This is a genomic window from Vibrio aerogenes (genome assembly GCF_024346755.1).
Taxonomy (GTDB): domain Bacteria; phylum Pseudomonadota; class Gammaproteobacteria; order Enterobacterales; family Vibrionaceae; genus Vibrio; species Vibrio aerogenes.
The window spans coordinates 1,198,359-1,220,984 of record NZ_AP024862.1; the positions used below are offsets into that span (position 1 = coordinate 1,198,359).

Annotated in this window: 17 protein-coding genes; 6 read left to right on the forward strand and 11 right to left on the reverse strand. The window is 43.8% G+C overall.

Going from position 1 to position 22,626, the window contains the following annotated elements; translation table 11 throughout:
* Nucleotides 1-416: 416 nt before the first annotated feature.
* Nucleotides 417-2,087: a methyl-accepting chemotaxis protein gene (locus tag OCV29_RS22635; protein ID WP_073604956.1), complete on the forward strand. Its 1,671-nt coding sequence runs from the start codon at nucleotides 417-419 to the stop codon at nucleotides 2,085-2,087.
* Nucleotides 2,088-2,165: 78 nt separating this feature from the next.
* Here OCV29_RS22635 and OCV29_RS22640 read toward each other — a convergent pair whose 3' ends face one another.
* Together OCV29_RS22640 and ppsR are read right to left on the reverse strand one after the other, a co-directional pair.
* Entirely contained in the window at nucleotides 2,166-3,002 is an 837-nt protein-coding gene (locus OCV29_RS22640; protein WP_073604955.1) for a DUF2971 domain-containing protein, read from the reverse strand.
* A 74-nt stretch (nucleotides 3,003-3,076) separates the two neighbouring features.
* Nucleotides 3,077-3,910, reverse strand: coding sequence for a posphoenolpyruvate synthetase regulatory kinase/phosphorylase PpsR (gene ppsR, locus OCV29_RS22645; protein WP_073604954.1), 834 nt, complete (start codon nucleotides 3,908-3,910; stop codon nucleotides 3,077-3,079).
* A 209-nt stretch (nucleotides 3,911-4,119) separates the two neighbouring features.
* Between ppsR and ppsA the strand changes: the two genes are divergently transcribed.
* Complete coding sequence (ppsA, locus tag OCV29_RS22650) at nucleotides 4,120-6,492, forward strand: phosphoenolpyruvate synthase (protein WP_073604953.1); 2,373 nt, start codon at nucleotides 4,120-4,122, stop codon at nucleotides 6,490-6,492.
* Nucleotides 6,493-6,553: 61 nt separating this feature from the next.
* Here the strand turns inward: ppsA and rsgA are convergent, their stop codons facing one another.
* Entirely contained in the window at nucleotides 6,554-7,597 is a 1,044-nt protein-coding gene (rsgA, locus tag OCV29_RS22655) for a ribosome small subunit-dependent GTPase A (RefSeq protein ID WP_073604952.1), read from the reverse strand.
* Nucleotides 7,598-7,978: 381 nt separating this feature from the next.
* On the opposite strand from rsgA, the gene OCV29_RS22660 reads away from it, so the two are divergent.
* Nucleotides 7,979-8,632 (forward strand): XRE family transcriptional regulator, encoded by a 654-nt coding sequence (locus OCV29_RS22660; protein ID WP_073604950.1) that lies wholly within the window; start codon nucleotides 7,979-7,981, stop codon nucleotides 8,630-8,632.
* A 94-nt stretch (nucleotides 8,633-8,726) separates the two neighbouring features.
* Here OCV29_RS22660 and arfB read toward each other — a convergent pair whose 3' ends face one another.
* From arfB to OCV29_RS22685, 5 genes are all read right to left on the reverse strand, one after another.
* The gene (gene arfB / locus OCV29_RS22665) at nucleotides 8,727-9,140 is read right to left on the reverse strand and encodes an alternative ribosome rescue aminoacyl-tRNA hydrolase ArfB (RefSeq protein WP_073604974.1); all 414 of its coding nucleotides are present in this window, start codon (nucleotides 9,138-9,140) and stop codon (nucleotides 8,727-8,729) included.
* 115 nt (nucleotides 9,141-9,255) lie between these two features.
* On the reverse strand, nucleotides 9,256-10,467 hold the full coding sequence (locus OCV29_RS22670; RefSeq protein ID WP_073604949.1) for a glycosyltransferase: 1,212 nt from the start codon (nucleotides 10,465-10,467) through the stop codon (nucleotides 9,256-9,258).
* Between the two features lie 150 nt (nucleotides 10,468-10,617).
* Complete coding sequence (locus tag OCV29_RS22675; protein WP_370737216.1) at nucleotides 10,618-11,151, reverse strand: phosphatase PAP2 family protein; 534 nt, start codon at nucleotides 11,149-11,151, stop codon at nucleotides 10,618-10,620.
* Between the two features lie 76 nt (nucleotides 11,152-11,227).
* A complete protein-coding gene (locus OCV29_RS22680) occupies nucleotides 11,228-11,986 on the reverse strand; it encodes a phosphatase (protein WP_073604948.1) in 759 nt (252 codons plus the stop codon).
* 367 nt (nucleotides 11,987-12,353) lie between these two features.
* Nucleotides 12,354-12,872 carry a GNAT family N-acetyltransferase gene (locus tag OCV29_RS22685; protein ID WP_073604947.1) on the reverse strand — a complete coding sequence of 173 codons (519 nt, stop codon included), beginning with the start codon at nucleotides 12,870-12,872 and terminating at the stop codon, nucleotides 12,354-12,356.
* Between the two features lie 633 nt (nucleotides 12,873-13,505).
* On the opposite strand from OCV29_RS22685, the gene OCV29_RS22690 reads away from it, so the two are divergent.
* Together OCV29_RS22690 and OCV29_RS22695 are read left to right on the forward strand one after the other, a co-directional pair.
* The gene (locus OCV29_RS22690; RefSeq protein WP_073604946.1) at nucleotides 13,506-14,282 is read left to right on the forward strand and encodes a DUF1266 domain-containing protein; all 777 of its coding nucleotides are present in this window, start codon (nucleotides 13,506-13,508) and stop codon (nucleotides 14,280-14,282) included.
* Complete coding sequence (locus OCV29_RS22695; protein ID WP_261887415.1) at nucleotides 14,279-17,062, forward strand: J domain-containing protein; 2,784 nt, start codon at nucleotides 14,279-14,281, stop codon at nucleotides 17,060-17,062. Before OCV29_RS22690 ends, OCV29_RS22695 begins: the two co-directional genes overlap by 4 nt.
* Before the next feature lie 47 nt (nucleotides 17,063-17,109).
* On the opposite strand, the gene OCV29_RS22700 is transcribed toward OCV29_RS22695, so the two are convergent.
* Nucleotides 17,110-18,780 carry an Hsp70 family protein gene (locus OCV29_RS22700; RefSeq protein ID WP_073604944.1) on the reverse strand — a complete coding sequence of 557 codons (1,671 nt, stop codon included), beginning with the start codon at nucleotides 18,778-18,780 and terminating at the stop codon, nucleotides 17,110-17,112.
* 507 nt (nucleotides 18,781-19,287) lie between these two features.
* Between OCV29_RS22700 and OCV29_RS22705 the strand changes: the two genes are divergently transcribed.
* Nucleotides 19,288-20,316, forward strand: a complete 1,029-nt coding sequence (locus OCV29_RS22705; protein WP_073606176.1) for an IS110 family RNA-guided transposase — start codon at nucleotides 19,288-19,290, stop codon at nucleotides 20,314-20,316.
* Nucleotides 20,317-20,886: 570 nt separating this feature from the next.
* Here the strand turns inward: OCV29_RS22705 and OCV29_RS22710 are convergent.
* On the reverse strand, nucleotides 20,887-21,333 hold the full coding sequence (locus tag OCV29_RS22710) for a bactofilin family protein (RefSeq protein ID WP_084193202.1): 447 nt from the start codon (nucleotides 21,331-21,333) through the stop codon (nucleotides 20,887-20,889).
* Nucleotides 21,237-22,184 (reverse strand): M23 family metallopeptidase, encoded by a 948-nt coding sequence (locus OCV29_RS22715; protein ID WP_073602354.1) that lies wholly within the window; start codon nucleotides 22,182-22,184, stop codon nucleotides 21,237-21,239. The genes OCV29_RS22710 and OCV29_RS22715 overlap by 97 nt, the downstream gene beginning before the upstream one ends.
* Nucleotides 22,185-22,626 lie beyond the last annotated feature (442 nt).

Sequence of the window (22,626 nt, forward strand, 5' to 3'; positions counted from 1 at the left end):
TGTATACCAATGGCTATGAATCAGATAGCCATTCACATTTATTTTTTCAAAACACAGCGTTATCTTTATAAAAAATACCTGTCAGTGTTTATTAAAAATAAGATAAATGTATCATATAACATGATCCGAGAGATTAAATAATCTGTTGATGACTAAATACCAGTGAATAAATAATCACAATAAGAGAAAAATAATTTATTTTTATTGTACCTACATTATTGCATCAATAAGTAGCCGGACTTAATTTGAGGGACTCATTCCATATTTTAAATTAACAGAACAAATTATTTGTACGGGTAAATAAATTCCCTCATATTTATTATCTTCTGATAGTTCCACCCCAAATGAACACGGTTCCATATTATCCGGATTATATTCCCGGTGGGCATCTTTATGGTGTAACAAGGATTTATTATATGTTTAACATTTCAATAAAATATCGTCTTTATATATTGTCATTTATTCCTTTGATTCTGACTGTTGTCAGCATGATGATAATTACCGGGATGAAAATATCAGAATTGAATACCACCCAAATGCAAGCTGTCCGCACCCAAATGGTCAAGGCTAAAGAGAGTGAACTGAAATCCTATGTTGAGCTGGCTGACTCAGCGTTGACACAGCTCAAAGCCCGTCATGCCACCAGAGAAGAAGCAATACAAGAGCTTTCTGCGATCAAATTTGGCAAAAATGGCTATATGTTTGGCTATGACAGCCAGGGCACCCGGCTTTTTCTGGGAAGCAGCAACAAGGGAACCGGACAAAATTTCTGGGATGCAAAAGATGCAAGAAACAACTTTTTTATCCGGGATATAGTGAATAATGGGAAGAAGCCTGGGGGTGGCTTTGCCCGATATTACTTCCCCAAACCTGGTGCAACCGAGCCGACGGAAAAACTCAGCTACAATGTCTACGAGTCTCAGTGGGACATGGTAATTGGCACCGGATTTTATATTGATGATGTTGAACAAACCATCCAAAGCATGGACAAGCGCTCTGAACAGGCCACAAAAGAGGGCTTGATTGCGATTGTCACAACTTGTGCCTTTGTGGTTATTCTGGTTGCCTTGATTGCTTTTTTCATCAGCCGCAGTATTTTGGCGCCACTGAAAAAATTCGATACATCAATTGCTTCTTTTGCCGGCGGGCATGCCGATTTAACAGCCAGAATGGAATCCTTCCATATCCCTGAATTCAGCAACCTCAGTCAAAACTTTAATATCTTTGTGACCAACCTTCAGTCCATTGTAAAAAATGTCACACACGTCAGCCAGACAATCTCAGATGAAACAAAACAGATGACATCCAGAGCAAACGAGGCTGATACTCTGGCAGTCGCACAGCGGGAAGAAACTGAGCAAGTCGCAACAGCGATTACCGAGATGACCACGACCGCGCATGAAATATCTCAAAATGCCATGAATGCTGCAGAATCAGCGCAGACCGCAGATGACCGGGCAAAAGACGCCTTGGGAACAGTTGACGCTGCCGTTAATTCCGTTCAAATACTGGCGTCACAGCTCGAACAGGCCAGTCAGGTTATTACCCGCCTGGAAAGCAATGTTCACCTGATTGCCTCTTCACTGGATGTGATTCAGGATATTGCCGAACAAACGAATTTACTGGCATTGAATGCTGCCATTGAAGCTGCCCGCGCAGGCGCGCAGGGGCGTGGATTCGCGGTTGTTGCTGATGAAGTCAGAAAACTGGCAGGAAAAACACAACAAAGTACCGGCAGTATTAACGATGTACTGCTCAGGTTAAGATCAGCGACAGAAGAAGCAGTGCAGGCCATGCAGATGAGTGTCAGTCAAAGTGATACCAGTGTAAATCAGGCAAATGCCGCAAGTCAGGCGCTGGAGGATATCGTTCATGCCATTGGCACTATCATGGATATGAATGCATTAATTGCCACTGCGACAGAAGAACAGAGCCAGGTTGGACAAGACATTTCCGAGCGCGTCACCACGATTTCAGATCAAAGTCATCATTCGGCAGATATCGCCAACGATAACCGCCAAATCAGTCACACTTTGAACACTCAGGCAGGTGAACTGATCGGGTTAGTCAATCAGTTCGAGGTTTGATGCTCTGCTCATTTTGATGAGTCATTCATTTCACAAACCAGCCCCGGCCAGCGATGCCTTCAGGCCGGGAACAGGGAATTAACACGCCCGGTATGGAATGTTGCTGTCCGCAATCCCCCGGCAGGGCATTAACTGATGCTGGTGGAAAAACAGATGCAAAGAATTGACCGAGAGTGTCGGATCGGGCCCTGGTCCCAGATAAACGTGCTCCAGTGCCATTGGCTGCTCAGCACTGTACAGCGCAAATTCGGTATAGGGTTTGAGCATCGCATTCCCTTCCCTGAATTTCACCCTGACATCCAGCTCATGATGGACAACCGGCAGAATCACCCGCCATTCATCTTCTTCCCGGAAAGACGGATGCTTCAGTAAAACAGCCAGACGAAGCAAATCAGTTTCTACCGCCGCAAACAACGCCTCTTCCGGCAGGTTCATTCTGCAGACTGCATCGACAGCCTGTTCAACCAGCTGCTTTTGCCGGTAAGGGTCGTAGATGCACCGCCCGGCCTGAAATTGCTGCTCCCTGGCCCAGTGAATAATATGTTCCGGATGAAAGCCAAGGCTGACCCCTTTCCCTACAGTACTGTACCCACGCCACTGACTCAGCAAATTACCGTTCGCCCGGAAAGAGGCAGCAAACAACATATGCCCTTTATTCAGACGTTGATTAATCCAGTGGGAAAAATGCTTCAGCAAACCGGCCTGTTCATCTCCCCGTTGAATTCTTTCCTGAATCGTCTGCTTCAGTAACCCCAGCGTGTGATGCAGCTCAGCGGCATCATTCATGTAGCGAACATCGCTGGCCCACAGTACTTTTGACTGAACAATACCTAACAAACCACCAAGCGTCGTGTAGTGATACAAGGTCGAGCGCGGAGTATCACTGAAGAGCTGCTGTACAAGATGACTTAACATAGTGACCTGCTGCTTATTTCATCAAAACCAGCCACAAATTATACGCCGGTCGCATGTCATTAAAATAAACAAGATTAAAACAACCGGCGTTTTAAACCTGCTTTTTCCAAAATCCGGGTTGAAATTTCTTCCACTGATAAGGATGAGGTATTGATATAAGGCACGGCTTCTCTGCGGAATAATGCTTCGACTTCAGCCAGCTCATCTTCGCACTGACGCAAGCTTGCATAATCACTGCCAGCAAGCCGGCTCTGACGAATTTCGGCTAACCGCGACGCATCGATCGTCAGACCAAATAATTTATGCCGGTGGATTTCAAATTCAGGCAAAAGCTTTAACCGTTTCAGATCATCATCAATAAACGGATAGTTCACCACTCTCAGGCCAAATTGCATCGCCATATATAAACTGGTCGGCGTCTTTCCGCTACGGGACACACCCAGCAGGATAATATCGGCCTGCTCAATCCCTTTCAGGGTAATGCCGTCATCGTGTGCCAGTGTATATTCAACCGCAGCAATCCGGTCGTAATAAGTATCAACATCTTTGCTGACACTCCTGGAGCGGTGTAATTTGGGCTTCGGTTCCAGTTGTAAATCATCCTTCACACGCTGCACCAGACTTTCAAGCACGTCGTAGCATAGTGCTGGCGAATGTAAAAGTTGTGTTCTTATTTCAGGGATAACAATTGAAAAAAATACCAGCGGTGGTATACCATTTTTTTGATAAGATAAATCGATGGTACGAAGCAGTTCACTCAGCTTCTCTTCAGTTTCAATAAATGGGAAAGTTTTTTCATGTGCAACAAGTGCAAACTGACCCAGAACAACATGACCTAATGTCTCACATGTAATCGCTGTTCCGTCGGAAACATAGAATACATCACGACTTTGATGATTATTTTGCATATTTTGTTTAAAATTTAAAATAAATTTGAGTAAGCTACCATACAGCAGTTGTGAGATTTAACAACCGCGAAGCATTTAAGAATAATACCGATAACAAAACCCGGCATTCAAGGACATTCCCGGCAACTTTAAAAATTCATCATTGATTTTTACATCGCCAGAATGCAATCGATTGCTCCCTACAAAAACAATATATCTTGGAGAAGGATATGCAACAAAACACGCTCTGGTTCAATCACCTGTCGATGAATGATGTCAATCTGGTTGGTGGTAAAAACGCTTCACTGGGTGAGATGGTCTCTCACCTGACCAATGCAGGCGTTTCAGTCCCAAACGGATTTGCAACAACATCTCAGGCTTTTAACCAGTTTCTTGACTATCAGGGGCTGGATGAGCGAATTCATCAATTACTCGATGAGTTAGACGTCGATGATATTGACGCATTGAACCGAACGGGCAGTACGATTCGTCAGTGGATTTTAGAAGCACCTTTCCCGGCGGATCTGGAACAGGACATCCGGAATAATTATATCGAACTTACCGAAGGTAATGATGAAGTTTCAGTCGCGGTTCGCTCTTCTGCAACAGCTGAAGACTTACCAGATGCATCATTTGCCGGCCAGCAGGAAACCTTTCTGAATGTGAAAGGGATTGATGCCGTCCTGGAAGCAACCAAACATGTTTATGCTTCTTTGTTTAACGATCGCGCAATTTCTTACCGGGTCCATCAGGGTTTCGACCACCGGGGAATTGCCCTTTCAGCCGGTATTCAGCGCATGGTGCGGTCTGATAAGGCAGCTTCGGGTGTCATGTTTACGCTGGATACAGAGTCAGGCTTTGATCAGGTCGTATTTATTACTTCGGCCTGGGGACTTGGAGAAATGGTGGTACAGGGCGCAGTCAACCCGGATGAATTTTATGTTCATAAACCACTCCTTGAAGCGGGTCAGGCCCCTATAGTGAAAAAAACATTCGGCTCCAAGCTGATTAAAATGATTTATTCCGATAATCAGGAAATTGGTAAGCAGGTTGAGATTGTTGATACTTCTGACGCTGAAAGAAACCAGTTCTCTCTGACCGATGACGAAATCAAATCGCTGGCACAACAAGCGATGATTATCGAAAAACACTATCAGCGGCCAATGGATATTGAATGGGCTAAAGATGGCATTGACGGCCAGTTATATATTGTCCAGGCACGTCCTGAAACGGTTTGTTCACAAAACAATCAGAATGTGATTGAACGTTTTCAACTGCAACATAAAGCGGAGATCAGAATTGAAGGCCGGGCTATCGGGCAACGCATCGGCAGCGGACCTGTCCGGTTAGTCAGCTCACTCGATCAAATGTCTTTGGTTCAGCCCGGAGACGTTCTGGTCACAGATATGACCGATCCCGATTGGGAACCTGTGATGAAAAAAGCGTCAGCGATTATCACTAACCGGGGCGGACGCACCTGCCATGCGGCGATCATCGCCCGTGAACTGGGAATTCCGGCCATCGTGGGCTGTGGTCACGCGACTGAAGCATTAACCGATGGTGAAATGGTGACGGCCTCCTGTGCTGAAGGAGAAACCGGTTATGTCTATCAGGGACTGTTGGATTTCGAAGTCCGGCGCTCTTCGGTTGATGAGCTGCCTCAGCTGCCAACCAAAGTGATGATGAATGTTGGTAATCCGGATCGTGCCTTCGACTTTGCTCAATTGCCGAATGAAGGGGTTGGTTTGGCACGCCTCGAATTTATCATCAATAAAATGATTGGTATTCACCCGAAAGCCCTGCTGAATTTCGATGCTCAGAGTGATGCGCTGAAAGCACAGATTCGTGAACGAATCCGGGGATATAAAGATCCTATCGATTTTTATGTCAGCAAGCTGACCGAAGGGATTGCCACAATTGCGGTTGCATTCTGGCCAAAACGTGTGATTGTCCGGATGTCAGATTTCAAATCAAATGAATATGGTAATCTGATTGGTGGTCAGGGCTTCGAACCCCATGAAGAGAACCCAATGCTGGGCTTCCGTGGGGCATCACGTTATATTTCACCGGTCTTTGAAGATTGTTTTGAACTGGAAACTCAGGCATTGAAGCGGGTTCGTCATGACATGGGCCTGAAGAATGTGGAAGTCATGATTCCGTTTGTCCGGACCGTGAGTGAAGCTGCTTCGGTGATTGATTTGCTGTCTAAGTTCGGACTTCGCCGTGGCGAACAAGGCCTGAAAGTCATTATGATGTGTGAACTGCCTTCAAACGCTGTATTGGCTGAAGAGTTCCTCAAATACTTCGATGGTTTCTCAATTGGCTCCAACGACATGACGCAGCTGACATTAGGTCTGGATCGGGATTCCGGCGATGTTGCCCACTTATTTGATGAACGTAACCCAGCAGTGAAAGCCATGCTTAAAATGGCGATTGATGCAGCCACAAAAGCAGGAAAATATGTGGGGATCTGTGGTCAGGGCCCTTCAGATCATGATGATCTGGCAGCCTGGCTGATGGAACAGGGAATCAGTTCCGTTTCCCTCAATCCGGATACCGTGATTGATACCTGGCTGAAATTAGGTGAAGTCAGTCAGAATTAATCCCGGACTTCATCCGGGATTCATCAAAAAAAAGCGCCGTAACGGCGCTTTTTTATACAGATTAATACCCCTTCTTTTCTTTGCGGGAGTGATTCTGATAATTCCGGCACATCCTCGTAAACTGTTTGGCTTTATCCCGCTTCTCTTTCAAAGATGCAGCATTCCTCTGTTGTTCAGTCCGTAATTTGAAATAGTTACTTAACCGGCGCTGATCAAGTGTGCCTGCATTAAGCGCCTGCCGGACAGCGCATCCGGGCTCCTCATGATGCTGACAATCACTAAAGCGACATTGCTGGCTCAGGATGTCGATATCGGCAAATGCTGCCTGAACACCCGTCGCACAGTCTGCCAGCTGCAATTCCCGCATTCCGGGAGTATCAATCACCACACCACCGTCAGGCGTAAAATGCAGTGATCGGGAAGTCGTGGTATGGCGGCCTTTGCCGTCATCTTCGCGAATCCCTCCGGTTAGTTGCTCCGTCTGTCCCATCAGCATATTGATTAGCGTTGATTTACCGACACCGGATGACCCCATAAATGCAACCGTTTTTCCTGGTTTACACCAGCGATTCAGAACCGGGCTGTCAGCGATATCCAGCGCATTGACCATTTCAATCATTAACATTGGATCAAGCGCCTGTACTGCAGCTCGCTTCTCTGCGCCGTCCTGACACAGATCCCGCTTGGTCAGTATCACAACCGGCTCAACTCTCGCTTCCTGTGCCAGTGCCAGATAGCGTTCAATCCGGCTAAGGTTAAAGTCCTGATTGAGTGCGCAAACAATAAATAAAGTGTCCACATTTGCAGCAATATACTGCTCACTGACTTTACTGCCCGCCGCTTTGCGGCTGAAGAGTGAAGCGCGATCCAGTAAGCGGACAAACCGTTGTTCGCTGTCAATCAATACCCAGTCACCGACGGTCATCGCCGGATAAGAATGATGGATTTGAAGTGTACTTTTCCCCGTTTCGGACAACAAAATATATTGGCTTCTGTGATGTTCCGAAATTCGGGCGATGGTGTAATGATCGTAATCATCTAATGTCAGCTGTTGCTGAAAAACAGGCTGCCAGCCAAGCTGACTTAAAGACCATGTTGAATTCATTGTTTTTCCCCACACAGACGACTCTCTGCGATTTATTCAAACAAGGAATAGTCAGGGTCCAATGAACAATAAGACCCCGGTCAAAAAGCACCGGGCAACAGAAAGGAAGGAAAGTATTGAATCTGAATTCAGGATTCAGACAGATTAAAATGCACTCAGCTTCGCAGTCTTTGCCGGGTGGATACGTACAACAATCATCAAAATCTCCTTATCAATCGAGTGAATAACACCGTCGATTTTAGCACATGAACAAACTGCAGTGAAAGCCCATAAAATAACTCTGGTTATCTGATCATTAAAAATTACCGGCCAACAGAACTTCACAAACTCACCCGATCCCGCTACAATCAAACACCTGTTTATATATACAGGATTTTATCTATGACAACAGCCTTCGCCCGCCGGTTTCAAAGCCTTGTTGACCATATGGCTAACGGGAGTAAAAAACATTTTGCCCAACTGACCGGAAAATCACCTTCCACAATCTACCGGATATGTCGTGGTGCCAGCCGCCCTTCAACCGCTTATCTGGAACAACTTTATGAAGCATTCCGTATCGATCTGAACTGGTTATTGACCGGAGAACACAGTACCGGTCAGGAAACAACTCACGGTCACAAAGAACTGGTATTTGCCCCCCAGTTTGATGTCGAAGCCAGTGCGGGAAGTGGCTGTGTGACTTTCAGTGAAGAAGTCAGTGAAAGTTTTGCTTTCAATAAAAACTGGCTCACTTCTCAGCTTGGCGTCCATTCAGAACAAGTCGCTTTTGTCACAGTCAAAGGTGATAGTATGAATCCGACTCTGGAAGACGGAGATATGATCCTGGTTGATTTATCACAGCACCAGCTGGTCCGTGAAGGCATTTATTTGCTGCAAACCGAAGATGGCCTGCATACCAAACGCCTGAAAACCAATAAAAATGGAATTCAGGTGATTAGTGATAATCCGGAATATCCCAGCTGGCAAATCACACCATCTGATGCACAGCCAAGCCGGATTGCCGGCAAAGTTGTCTGGTGTGCCCGCGGTATTTAAGCATTTATTGTGTCTGGCGGCACGGGCTTCAGGGTGTAGCGTGAGCAATGAATCCAACACCCTGTCTGAAGCCCGGTGGCTGGGAAACCATCACTTAATAGTTCACTTTTCCCCGCAGCGATTTTGTCTGACCTTTCTTTTTTTTACCATCGACCCGACGGACCTGAGACGCCCTGGTTGGCTTTGTTGCCCGGCGTTTTTTATGTACAACCATCACTGAACGGATCAATTCAGCAAGCCTTTGCAAAGCATCTTCTCTATTTTGTTCCTGTGTGCGGAAAGACTGGGCTTTGATAATAATGACGCCTTCCCCGGAAATCCGGCTGTCATTCAGTGCCAGTAACCGCTCCTTATATACCGCAGGTAGTGAAGAACGCTGAATATGAAATCGCAGGTGAATCGCCGATGACACTTTATTGACATTTTGTCCGCCGCTTCCCATCGCCCGAATCGCATTCATTTCGATTTCCCATCCGGCCAGGGAGACTGTATTTGAAATTTTCAACATCGGTTCATTTACGGGGTCGATTGCAAAAGATTGGCCTACTCTACCGGTATTGATTCCTTCAATGCAACTGCAAAAATACTGCCGGAAAAAATACCCGGCAGAAAATTCAGGATATTCAGACAGCATTCTGGTGGTGATCGATTGAACATTGCGCCATCAGACGAATCATTTCCTGCTCAAAATGATACGGTGCCAATTCCGGATTCAACTTTCCAGCCATTATTTTCACTGTATTTTTCATCCGGGTATTATTGAGCATGTCAGGAACAACCGACTTCAGCAGTCCTTCTTTCACTTCCCGCCACCGGACAACCTGCCCTAACTGTTTCGCTTCTACATATTTCATCACTAAGAGCTGATCATTATTAGCCGGGATACCCAGCACAGGCGTCCCCTGACTTAAAGCAAGATAAGCCATCGGACTACCGCCATTACAGATCACTAAATCCGCTTTTTCAGCCGCCAAATCTCCCGGAATTAAAGAAGCATGATATACATCCGGATAAGAAGACCGGCTATTCACAACAATATTCACACCACATGCTTTCAAATCATGGACAATTTCCTCTTCAATCTCATGAACACCGGATGATCCCAAAGAGACATACACCAAAGGCTTGTCTGGATTGAGCTGACTGAAAAAATCAGGCAAAGGCAATTTGGGAGCCCAACTGACAGAACCAATAAAGCGGTGATGTTCGGGCAAGGGTGTCATATCAATAAACCCCTGTGGTTCGTAATATAAAGTGAGATCACTATCAGTCAGCGCTTCACGAAATGTTTTATAGGGAGAAAAACTATAATGGCGACGCATTTTATTCAGATTCGACAACATCAGCTTAAACACAATCGGGGTGATCGCAGGCATCAACCGGTTTAAAAAGCCAACTTTGCTGAATGGAATAGTTTTATGTTCAGGCACAGGCAGCACAGAATTGACCACATAGGGGCTCCAGTAAGCATTATTTAACCCCACATATGGAACAGACAAAACCCTGCAACTCACACTCAGGCTATGTCTGAAATCACCAATCACAACATCGGGCTTCACCCGCTTCAGTAGTTCAGTCTCCTGTTCCACGTAGCGAATCAAAGTCTCTGATTCAAATAAAGGGCGACAATTCTCAACCGCTTCTAAAAAACTCTCATGGCTCCGGCATGGCAAGTGATGCCGGGTAACCGGGGTATCGTTATCAAATAAGAAGTTAAACCTGTCTTCACTGGCAAAATGGACGTCATAACCTCTTTCAGCCATAAAACAAGCCAGAGTCCAGGGTCTGGCGACATGAGCCAGCGTGACTGCCTCTCCGATAAATAATAATTTCATGATTTTCTTCCGGGCAACATAGTGTTGAATAAAAAGCCCATTTATATGAAATTAATAGATTAATACAATTCGTTTCATTTGATGATCATGAATTAAAAAATTGAATACACATTATCATGCATACAAAAACCTGAGCCAGAGAAAGTAAAATTACCAGTTCAGAGAAGCCATTACGCCAAATTCATCCCTATCGGCCCAGGAGAATAAATAGATATTTTTACTGGTAAAATACCATCCCGACCATATGCCAATCGCGGCACCGACAGCAACATCTTCCCAGTGATGTTTATTCCCTTCAACCCGCCCGTTACCCACTAAAGCAGCAATAGTATAAGCGGGGACACCAACCTGCCATCCGTAACGTATATGCAAATTAGTCGCGGCTGCAAAAGCATTTGCCGTATGATTAGAAGGGAAGCTGTTATGATCGCTTTTATCAGGCCTCTCGGCCTTCACCAACGCTTTCGTCGTCCCGACAATAGCTGTCGCAGTGAGGATACTCAGCCCGGCATGCTGAAAACCAGTCCAGTCCCCTTCCAGTACCGGTAAAACAAGTGCAGAACCGACCAAGGTATCTGCACCGATGTCACTGAAATCACGCCATTCTGCTGGCGTGATTTCTGCCTGAGACATCAAAGGGATAAATAATAAACCAGTATAAAATATATATTTCAGAATACTCACTGACCTTGTCCATCAATACCTGATGGATTGATTATAGGATATAAGTTTTATATCGGCATCGATTGCGGTTTAACACCTATCCATCTGATCCTGAATCACCAAACTCATGTGCAATATCTTTACCTTTGGATTTCAGATAAGCGAACAGAGAATCAACGGAGTGATTAATAATGCGTTCCTGAGGAAAGTCATACTCAGAAAGCAGGGCCAAAGCATGATCGAAACACCCGACGTTGTATGCAATATGGGAATCGGAGCCGACACTGAGAAGCGCATCATACTGTTTGGCCAAACGAACAAAATTCGCACAGTTTTCTTCACTGCCTTTACGGGAATGGATAAATGAACTGTTGTTGATTTCCAGAGCAACCTGACACTCTGCCGCAACTTTAACCACCGCTTCAATATCCACCGGGAAACTCCGGTTTCCGGGATGCGTAATGACATGAACTTTGCCTGATTTGATGGTATTCACCATCGCCAGCGTATTCGTTTCTCTGTCCTGTGGTGCAAAAACCTGACGATGAAAACCAGCCAGAATGATATCCAGCTGCTGTTCCATGTCAGGATAGCAGTCAATGTCTCCATCGGTATTTTTAATATTTGCTTCAATACCGCGTAACAACGCAACACCGTTCACGACACGGGGAAAAACCGCGCTGTTGATGAAGTGCCATTTATGTGGAGCATCTTCCATCTCGGGCCCATGGTCGGTGATTGCAACCAGCTTAATCCCGTTTTTAGGGGCTTGTGCCACATAATCATGCACCGTACTAAATGCATGATCACTCGCCACGGTGTGCATATGTATATCGGTTTCTATTGTATATTTCATCGAACTTCCAACGCTTGTTAACTTTCTTCATTTTTACAATTGAACGACGAAACATCCAGTGAAGAATTTAAGATGCCAAACCAAACTGCCGGAAAAACAAGCATGAGAAGACGGGTCAGGTGCCGATAAAGTGAAAGGCATTCAAAACGTATGAGAAGTAAGTTGTTCTGTGCAATTAGCAAATCACACAGCACGAGAGGCTTTCAGAACCCCAAAAAACCGTATTTGCCCGCACTTTCTGCGGTGTATCGCCCGCTGAATATCTGATTGACATAGCAATACAATGCGTATTCTGCCTTATTTAAAGCACGAACAAATTACGGAAAAAATGTTCACGAAAGGTCACCAGACCCCGGATAAAGAACCATTATTTATATACGGGTTTTTTCAGGTGCTGACGACTCAAGCGGTAAGAAAACCCTTCTGCTGATTCACTGACTTTTTCAAAGCCGTTTCTCACTAGAACACGTTGTGAGCCATAATTATCAGGCTGCACACCATGGGCAACAATCTGCTTACAATAATTATGCTGAAAAGCCCAGTGAACTAAAAGCTTCACCGCCTCAGATGTATATTGATTTCGCTCGAATTGTTTAGAGATACCGTAGCCAATTTCGCAGACACCGTTTTCACCAATGCCCTTGAACCCAACCAGCCCCATCGCCTTGGAGGATTGTTTACTAATCATAAGCCAGTATGTAAACCAGTGGTGAAATTCCTTTTTTATCTGTTTCATTTTTTCAATTTTAATCTGCATGGCAGACCGTTGAACTTCACTGATAACCAACTTAGAAAAATCAATCTGACGACTCGTGACTACATCCTTGCAAACCAATACCTCCAACTCATCCAGACTAAGAGGACGTAGAATTATTTTACTACTCATCGCTGTTTTCTCTGTTTTGCATTCATACCATAACCGGAAAAATCTGACTTGTATCTCCGGGACACCAAGCGGTTCCGGGATTCAGCTAATAAGCCACCTGGTGTGTATGTTCAATCCTGTTGTGAAACAGCATTGCCCCGACACCACTGATACAGCCAGCCACAAATGGTGCAACACTACTGATTAAATTGTCAACAAATTATTCCTTGTTCACTTTCTTAATCATCAAAACCGTCAGAAATCAATCGATAATCATCATTAAAAAATTCTGACCGTGAAGCACAAACATCCAAATAAGCCTTACATTATCGTAACAATTTCAATACATATATAACTAACATAAAACTCATTCATAGTAACATGATGATTTCTTAATCTTCTGATAAAGAACACAAATACGAGGAATGTCTCATTTTCAGCCTCTGAAAATAGACTGACTACCCGCAAAAACCTACAAATAAATCATAAAAAAAATGCAACATCTATATAAGCATCACAGAAAGCTCATAACGGATGTTTATTTTTCTGCGAATCGTTGAGTTTTTTGCATCAAATAAAAACTATGACTTCAAATCAGGTATATAAATCGTCACAATAAGCATACTTCAATTTATATTCATTACGTATCACTTCATGATGAAAGCGTCACCTTATTATTTTGATCCTGATTTGCTTCATTGTCAGTGGTGGCTGGCCACGACCTCTCCGCAAATCAGTTATAACCGGCCTTTGCTTCAATACCATCTGCCGGCAATGAGTGAATCGCTGGACAAACAAGAGTGGCTCAACAATATTGATGATTCGTGGGGAATATCAGACAGAAAAGGATTGCACCAGACAATTTATTCGCTGGTTACCGCACAAACACATGGCAGTATCTGGCAAAATGAACTGTCACTCAGGGCTTGCTGTTCTGATCGTGAATGGGCAGCGCATGTTAATCAAAAGAGCATGATTCACCGGGGTGAAATGCAGTTTTTAGATGCTCTGTACCGACATGTGGGAATGAGCGGTTTTCGTGGATGGGACTATTGCAGGGGTTCTTATTTAACCAGATTTGGACTCTATACAGGTTGGGTAACAGAAGAAGAGTTTTCCTTCTTATTAAATTATATCAGCACCCAGATTCAACGTTATTTCAATAACTGGCAACAATACTTACAAAGCTTTATTTTTGGCAGAAGTTACTGGCAATATCTTGTTGATGAAGATCCCGATGAAGATAATTTACCTTACCTGTTAAATGACGGGTTTCATTTAGGTGTCTCCCGTTTTTTTGAACAAATCGAAGATGATCCTGACTGCCCGATCCCTGAATTACCATGGAATGTTACCTTGCCTGAGCTGGATGTACCGGAGACTTTGCATCGATTACTAAAAGAAGAAAGCGAAAGGGATCAACACCAATGAACTTCTGGGAAATACTCGAGTTAGAACCAACATCGGATAAAAATATTATAAAAAAAGCTTACCGGACCAAACTGCGTCAATATCACCCGGAAGAAGATCCTGAAGGCTTTAAACAGGTTCGCGAAGCTTATGAAGCGGCAATGATTCATACCAAGGATATCGGCAAAATCATACAGAGCCCTCAACGGCAGGAACCCGAGCAAAGTCAAACGCATTCACATGTCCTGACTCAGGCATTATATACAATGCTCGGCAATTCAAATCAGCGATTTTCTTCCCGTCACTGGCAGCAGTGGTTTCAGCAGGTATTACAAGCTCCAATCAAAGAACAAGAGCTGATTTCTGATGCCACTTTAAAATTAGTTTTGTCTAATCGCTGGTTACCGGGAGAAGTGATTAACTGGATATGGCGTGGCTTGGGATGGGAAATCCTGTTGAAAGGAACAAGCCAGGAAACAGAAGTTTGTGAATTTCTTGATCAATGGCGTCATCAGCAATCACTCATTGCCTTATCTGAGCTAACCGGGATGTCATCTGCGCAGCAACGGGGGATTCTCAGCTATTTGCGGCCCCTTCAGAATGCTCTGGAAGATCACTGGCCCAATGCCATCAATTATTTATTTACCCAACCAATGCCATGGGTTTTACATCACTCACCTCAGTTAGCATTTTCAGTTTTACGCGCAGCCAGGCACTGTCCGGCAATCTCCGGAAATATTGTTCAATATTTTCTGTCAGGCCTCACCGGGGATGTAAATCTATCTGGTTTCTCAGCAGAACAGTTACAGCTTATCGCACAAACTTATCTCAGATTAGGACACCAGGAACAGGCAGATAAAATTTGCTCACGGCTATACCTGTTGGAAGCACAAAAAGAAGCAGCTGAAATTCAATATCAACTGGCTATTCAGTCGCATTCCGCAATGGCACCTTGTTTTGCCTTTCTTCATCAACAATGGACACAGCTACCGGCGATTTACTGGCGGGCAGAGAGACCATTATACAAAATCATACAGGACAAACAGGCTTTCCCTTTGTATAGCTGGATTTATAATCAGTTGATTAGTCAGCCGGACAATCGCTTTAACCACCAGCTGGATTTACGCGATCAGTCGGGTCAATATGGCTTACTGCTTCACTGCTTCTGGGCTGGTTTATACGGCAGCTGGGCATGTATATCAGAGCAACTGGAAAGACTCAGTGATCAGTCAGAAGAGTCAGATGAATGGAAAACATTGTATCAACTCACAGAGTATTGGTTGAAACACCTGCTGTCTGCCAGAGCAGGGACCCATTCGCTACTCACTAAACTGGATTCTTACGGACAGGATCACTTCTTTGAACAGTCAGAATTAACGGATGAGGAGCTTCATTCTCTTTCTCCTGCCGATTGGCGGGAGCTTTTATGCCGTCATCCACTCATTCCTGATCAATGGTTTATCCGCTTAATGGATGAAGACTTGATCAATACAGACATACTCGATGAATCACCTTTATATCCCTATTATGTTGACACGCTGTGTTTTTACCGGTGCGTGAACTCCCGTTTCCGCTTAACTTCACCCTGGGAAAATCAATCTTTTGCAGGGTGTTTCAACTGGGCGACGATATACTATGGACAGCTTGTCACGTCTTTTACACCGGATAATTCAGGATTAGCGCAATACTTACCCCCGCTTCCCGCCAGTCTGAGTGAAAGTGCATTGTGCAAATTCATACCATTTATCGATGCTCCGGAGCAATACCATAATGAAGCCATTGAAGCATTCAGCGAACATCCCGAACAGTTTGTCCTGAGATATATCACCAACAATCAGATACAGTTATTAACGCATACTTGTTCTACCGATACCCTGATTTCGCTGGCCCGGCAGGGAGAGGCTCCTGCATATGCAGCGCTGTCTATCAAATGGCAACAGGAACACTTTGAAGAAGCAATCATTTGCTGGAATCTTTTGGTGATTGCGGCCAAAGAAAAAGCACAATACAACGCAGTCATTGACTGGCAGCAGCAGGCATTACAAACGATCCGGAGAACAAGGGAACTGGAACAGGATTACTATGAATTTGCAAAACCAGAAATTTTGTACTGGATGCTGTTAAAAGAAACCGAACATTTTGACCCGCCCGAAGAAATCGCCGGTATTATCCCCGACAAAGAAGCCAGAATATTTCACTATCCGATGTTTTATATCATCACCCAACTACAACATGGTATCTCTCAGGACGGATATGATATCTCGCCTTTGAAACCATTAATCAGGCACCAGGGTGAATTTGAAGTATGCAGGCAAAAGGTTTCAAATTTAGCGTTAGGAGAGTTTGAATTTCTCTGTCAACAACATCTGGAGCTGGAACTGGATAATCAGAAAATCAAGTCTTACAGTAAAAGTCGCCTTAAGTATTATTTTCTGCTGATGGTCATCTGCTGGTTATTTAACATCTTAACTACTTTATATACAGCGCCGGTTGGACATACCAGCGCTTATGGGTATAACCCGATATTTTCTGGTGTGCTGCTGGCATATGAGTGCTTTATCACCTGGCGGGTCACACAATATCTGTTTATGCGAAGTAGTCAGGTTTACTACCTTTGCTTTGTGTTTATGACCTTAATGGCTGCCGGTATATTCAATATGAAAATATTTATTGTGATGAACCTGTCGATTCATTTCTTTTTCATCTACAGTTTATCACCACTCAGAGCCAATGGATTTTGGGAGAAAAGAATCATCCGGCAAAGAAAAATAGATTTAAAAAGCATTTTCAGTGCTTTCTGACCTCTCCAAATCATCAACAGATGGCGTAACCGCCATCTGATAAAACACTACAGGCCTGAAGCTTTCAGGTCTGATTCTATTTGGTCTCTCAGAGTTTTAATCTTATGATCATCCTGAGTTTCCAGCATCCGGGAGAAGTGTAAAATCATCTGTTCTATCCAGTGCCGCTCTTCAGCCAGTTTTTCTTCATAAAGACGATTCAGCTTCTCCATTAAAGTGATATTAGGTAACGCATCTCTTGGATGAAATTTCAGTTTTTCCAAACGATGACGACTGGACAATTTATCCGCATCACTCATACCTGCGGGTGTCCGGTCAATGACTTTCTGAATCGTTTTTCCGGTTGATACAACCGTTACATCCACTTCAAGCAGGCCATTAATATCATAGCTGAACCGAACATCAAGAGATTCACTCCCTGCGGCAGCCGGGTTAACATCCACTTCAAACTCGTCAATCAAAACATTTTCAGCAACCCATACCCGCTCTCCCTGATAAACAGCAATACGTACAACATCCTGCTCATCATGTATGGTATAAAAGCGCTCAACCCGCGATGCGGGTATCACCGTATTGCGCTCAATAATGGGACTGAATACACCATGCTGCCCTTCGCGGTTTGAAGCAATACCCAGACTGAAAGGACAAACGTCCGTTAACACAATTTCTTCGACAGCCTCATCTCTTAAACGACACGCAGCCTGTGTTGCTGCACCCAAAGCCACCACAAGATCAGGATCCAGCGAAATTTGGCCAAAACGCCCGATTAACCGGGTCGCCATTTGCTGGACTTCTTTTAAACGTGTCGCTCCACCAACGAAGATTAATTCTTCTATCTCATCAGGACTGATGCGGGCATCGTTCAAAGCCTGACGGATTGGAAAAGACAAACGATTCAGCGTTTCTTGCCAAATATCAAGTAACTCCTGCGTTGTAAAACACACAGACTGAGCCCATGGTTCCGGCAATGCCACCGACACTTCGGCTGATGTTCTCTTTTTGGCTGTTTCACAGGCCTGAACAATTTTGGACAGTTCAGCCGGCGCTAAACTATCAGCGGAAATATTCAGTTTAGCCATAACAGCATCAACCAACGCAGCAGTAAAATCTTCTCCTCCTAACCGGTTATCCCCGGTTGAAGCCCTGACCTCGATGAAACTATCCTGATATTCCACAACGGTAACGTCAAATGTTCCGCCTCCCAGATCAAAGACCAGAAAACGACGATCATGCGTTTCGTGTAAGCTATAAGCCAGACAAGCCGCTGTAGGCTCATTAATCAGACGCACAGCGTCGAGACCAGCAAGTTCAGCAGCCTGACGTACCTCTTTCCGCTGTTGGTCATTAAAATATGCAGGAACGGAGATGACAACATCCCGAACTGGCTGTTTTAAATATTCTTCAGCGTCACTTTTGAGAGACTTCAGAATCATTGCGCACAGTTCTGTGGGTGTATATGTTGTTTCTCCCAAAGGGTAAGTTTTTTCGGTTCCAAGAAAACGTTTAAATGCAGAAGCCGTTTGTAATGGTTTGGTTATCAGCCGGGAATAGGCGGCCTCACCAACCAGAATGTGATGATGCTCATCGATACTCACGACTGACGGTGTTAAAAATTGCCCCAAAGAATTGGGAATCAATGTGGCTTTCCCATCCAGCCAAACAGCAATCGCGCTGTTTGTTGTACCCAAATCGATTCCAATCGCAAGATTTTTATCCATGATTTATACACTTATTCATTCATAACAAAAACACACCAGGATGATCAGTCAATCAGTTATCTGGCTGAAATTCAGGCGATATAAATTTTATTCATAAACGGATATTATTCACAAGGATTATCATAAGATTTCAATGAAATTTGTTGAGAACAATATAAACTAGAGCGTGTATATCTTTCATAGCCTAACCTGTAGTCGCCTGAAAATTGCTCAGTCAAGGCGCGAAAAGTGTCGTTTAGTGATTCTAAATGAACTTTGAGCAACACAGAGTGAGCAATTTTCAGGCACTACCCGAAGGGCTGGGGCCATTTTTTACTCTGACCGTGTTGGCAAATGTTAAATATAGATTGCTATTATCTAAATTTGCCGCCTTGCCAGAGTAAAAAATAGCCTCCAGCAGGAACGGCGATGACAGATAAACGATGAGATGGTCTCCTCCCTTTAACGGCATCGCAATGTGCCAAACTTGGATTTGAGGATTCAAGTTAACAAGGCGAGGAGACCTATATGAATATTACAACTGTTGGACTGGATTTGGCAAAAAATGTAAGCCATGTCGTGTGTTGTAACCAAGCTGGAAAAATAGTCAGGAAAAGAATGCTCCGCCGTTCAGAAATACTGACCTTTTTCACAAAATTACCTAAGTGTTTAGTTGGTGTAGAAGCTTGTGCGACAGCACACTATTGGGCAAGAGAAATTCAGAAGTGTGGGCATGATGTTAAACAGATAGCCCCACAACATGTGAAGCCATATGTTCGTGGCAATAAGAATGATTACAATGATGCTCTGGCTATCGCTGAAGCCGTTGTGCGGCCAGAAATGCGCTTTGTACGAACTAAAAGCCAAGAGCAGTTAGATATCAAAGCGCTGCATGTTCTTCGTAAAAAATGTGAACGTGACAGAACAGCTAATTGCAATGGTATTCGCGGGATTCTGGCTGAGCAGGGGATTGTCATACCTCTGGGGGTTAGTCATGTTTACAAGCGGTTACCTGAGTTATTTGATAGTCAAATAGACAATGGTTTAAGTAAACTGTTCAAAGAGTTACTGAAGCATCACTATCAGAAGTTAGTCGAGCTTAAAAATCATTTAGATTTTTATACACAAAAAATTAAACAGCTTAGCCAGTGTGAAGAATGCCAGCGGCTACAGAGTGTTCCGGGAATCGGCCCGATAGTGGCAAGCGCTGTTTATGAGTATATTGGTGACGGTAGCGGCTTTAAGAATGGTAGAGCTGTTTCAGCTTCAATAGGTTTAGTCCCCAGACAACATAGTTCTGGAGGAAAACATAATCTATTAGGTATCAGTAAGCGTGGCGATGGCTATTTAAGGACTTTGCTTATTCACGGAGCAAGAGCTGTGATTAGAGTGAGTGCAGGGAAAGACACTCCGCTGGCAAAATGGATTGAACGCCTGATACTCACTCGGGGAAGAAATAAAGCTGCAGTAGCTTTGGCTAATAAACTTGCACGAGTGAGCTGGGCCATACTTAAGAATGGCAGCTGTTACGACGAAGAGTATTTAGTAGCAGCTTAGTAAAAATAAATTGTCGTTCTCTTCCGAGGATTGCTGGATAAGTAGAAGTGATGACAGAGAGGTAAAACCTGCATATCGAAAACCTGATAGGGCGTTTGGATTAAAATCCGTGTCAACGATAAGGACGATATGTGCGAAGTTCATCGAGGCTCGAAGTATGAATACTTCAAATAGAAGCCGGATATACGAACGCAAACCTATTTACTGTCAAAATGACTAATTATCCTTGCAATGATGGAGGAGACCATATACACGCTCTAGGATACATACATAAAAAGGAGTGGAAAGAGATAGATCTCAATGAATCAGGAGGTGGGTCAATCATGAGCGGCCCCAAACCAGAAAACGGGAAAAATCAAACAAGATAAATAATCGGATCAGCATCAACAAATAACTATCCAGGAAAAGACAAAAACAGCCGACCGTCACATTTTGTGTCAACGAATACTTTCACCAACTCATGCAGTTTCTCAGAATCATTGGATACAACTTCTGAGAGTTCTTTTTTCATAAGAAAAACAAAAGCAGTCACCATACAATGGCTGCACGCCTGAAAAAAATAGCTAAAGATTAACCTTTAGCTACCTTCTTCGTCTCGGTCTTTTTTGCATCAGCAGCAATTTTAGCATCGGATAAATCAACAACCTGCTGCTCATTTTTATGAGTTTGAGCTGCATGAGTCACACCATTAAATTTACCACCACGCTCAATACTCAGATTATCGCTGTAAATAGTACCACTCACACGACCACAGCTTAAAATCTCAATATTATCCGCGTAACACGTCCCTTCGAACTCACCGTTAATGATCACACGATCTGCATGAACTTCGCCTTTGATAAACCCTGTTTCACTAATAACCAGCGTCTTAACAACATCGATCTGCCCTTCAACGGTACCATCAACATGGATGTCACTTTCTAACTTGATTTGTCCGTTAAGAGTGCACCCTTTTGCGATGACAGTTGTAGTTGAGCGCTGACCCTGAGCTCTATTTTGTCCACCAAAGATTCCCATCGTATACCTCTAACATTACTAAAAATTGCTTCAAAATTGTCAACATTCCAATCGACAAAGGGGCGGGGGTTTAATGGTCGTCCAACAAATCTCACTTCATAATGAAGATGAGGCCCCGAGGACAATCCACTATTCCCTGAATAAGCGATTAAATCACCTTTCTGTACAAAATCTCCGGTTTTTACATGAAATTTTTGTAAATGAGAATAAGAACTCGAAAAACCGTATGCATGTTGTAACCGGATAAAATTACCGGACCCCCTGTTACCAGGTCTGATAACCTCAACGACACCATCAGCAGGGGCATAAACCGGTGTACCGATATTGACGGCAAAATCCTGACCACGATGAAACTTAATCTTGCCTGTCACGGGATGAACCCGCTTACCATAACCTGATGAAATTCTGGCATTACGAACCGGCGCACCGTTTGGTATTTGGTTTAACATCACCATTCTGACTGAGGATGTAATTGCCGCCGCATCCAGGCGGGACTCAAGCTCACCCTGAGTGTCTCCGACACCAAGTAATTTTTCCAGGTCACCAAGACGATCAGAAACCAGAGACATCCGCTCTTCACGTGCCAGTAAATCATTTTCTAAATTATTTTTTAGCTCTTTGAGTGAAGTCACTTCCTCAGACAGAGACATAGATTTGGTTTCCAGCTCACTTTGTTTTAGTTTAGCAAAGTCAACTTCATCCACCAGGTAGTAAATCACTCCGGCTGTAATTGCCAAGCCAGCAAGGATAAGGGAGCCAAATCCCTTCAGCATATGACGAAACCATTTCCCGATATAGAAATGTTTCGTGCCATGTATTGATGAGACAGAAATGGTAACTCTTTCTTTCATAGGATTTAACTGCAGCATGAATATAACTTCGTCGGTATTCTAACAAGAAAAAGGGACATCCTGAATACAAGACCCAAAAGGATCATTCTGTTACATGAGCTTATTACCTTGTTTGGATTAGAAATCACAATTATTTAACGCTAAGCATCACAAAAATCACAGTGGATTATCCTTGCAGTCGACCGACAAATTTCCTCCACGTAATTGTTATGCTCTGTGCAGCATACCAAGCACTGTATCTTAATTACAAGAATGCGGCGGCCGGCTTTTATTTCTTTAATTTGATTCATCAACGAAGCGATTAATTGTGATTCAGATCACTCAGATTAGTTTAAAACCCATCCGATATTTCACTTATGTGATCAAAATCACCAAAAACATAAATACCAATCGTGTCATTATTGTGACAATAATCCACTTAAAGTAATTGACAATTTAAAAA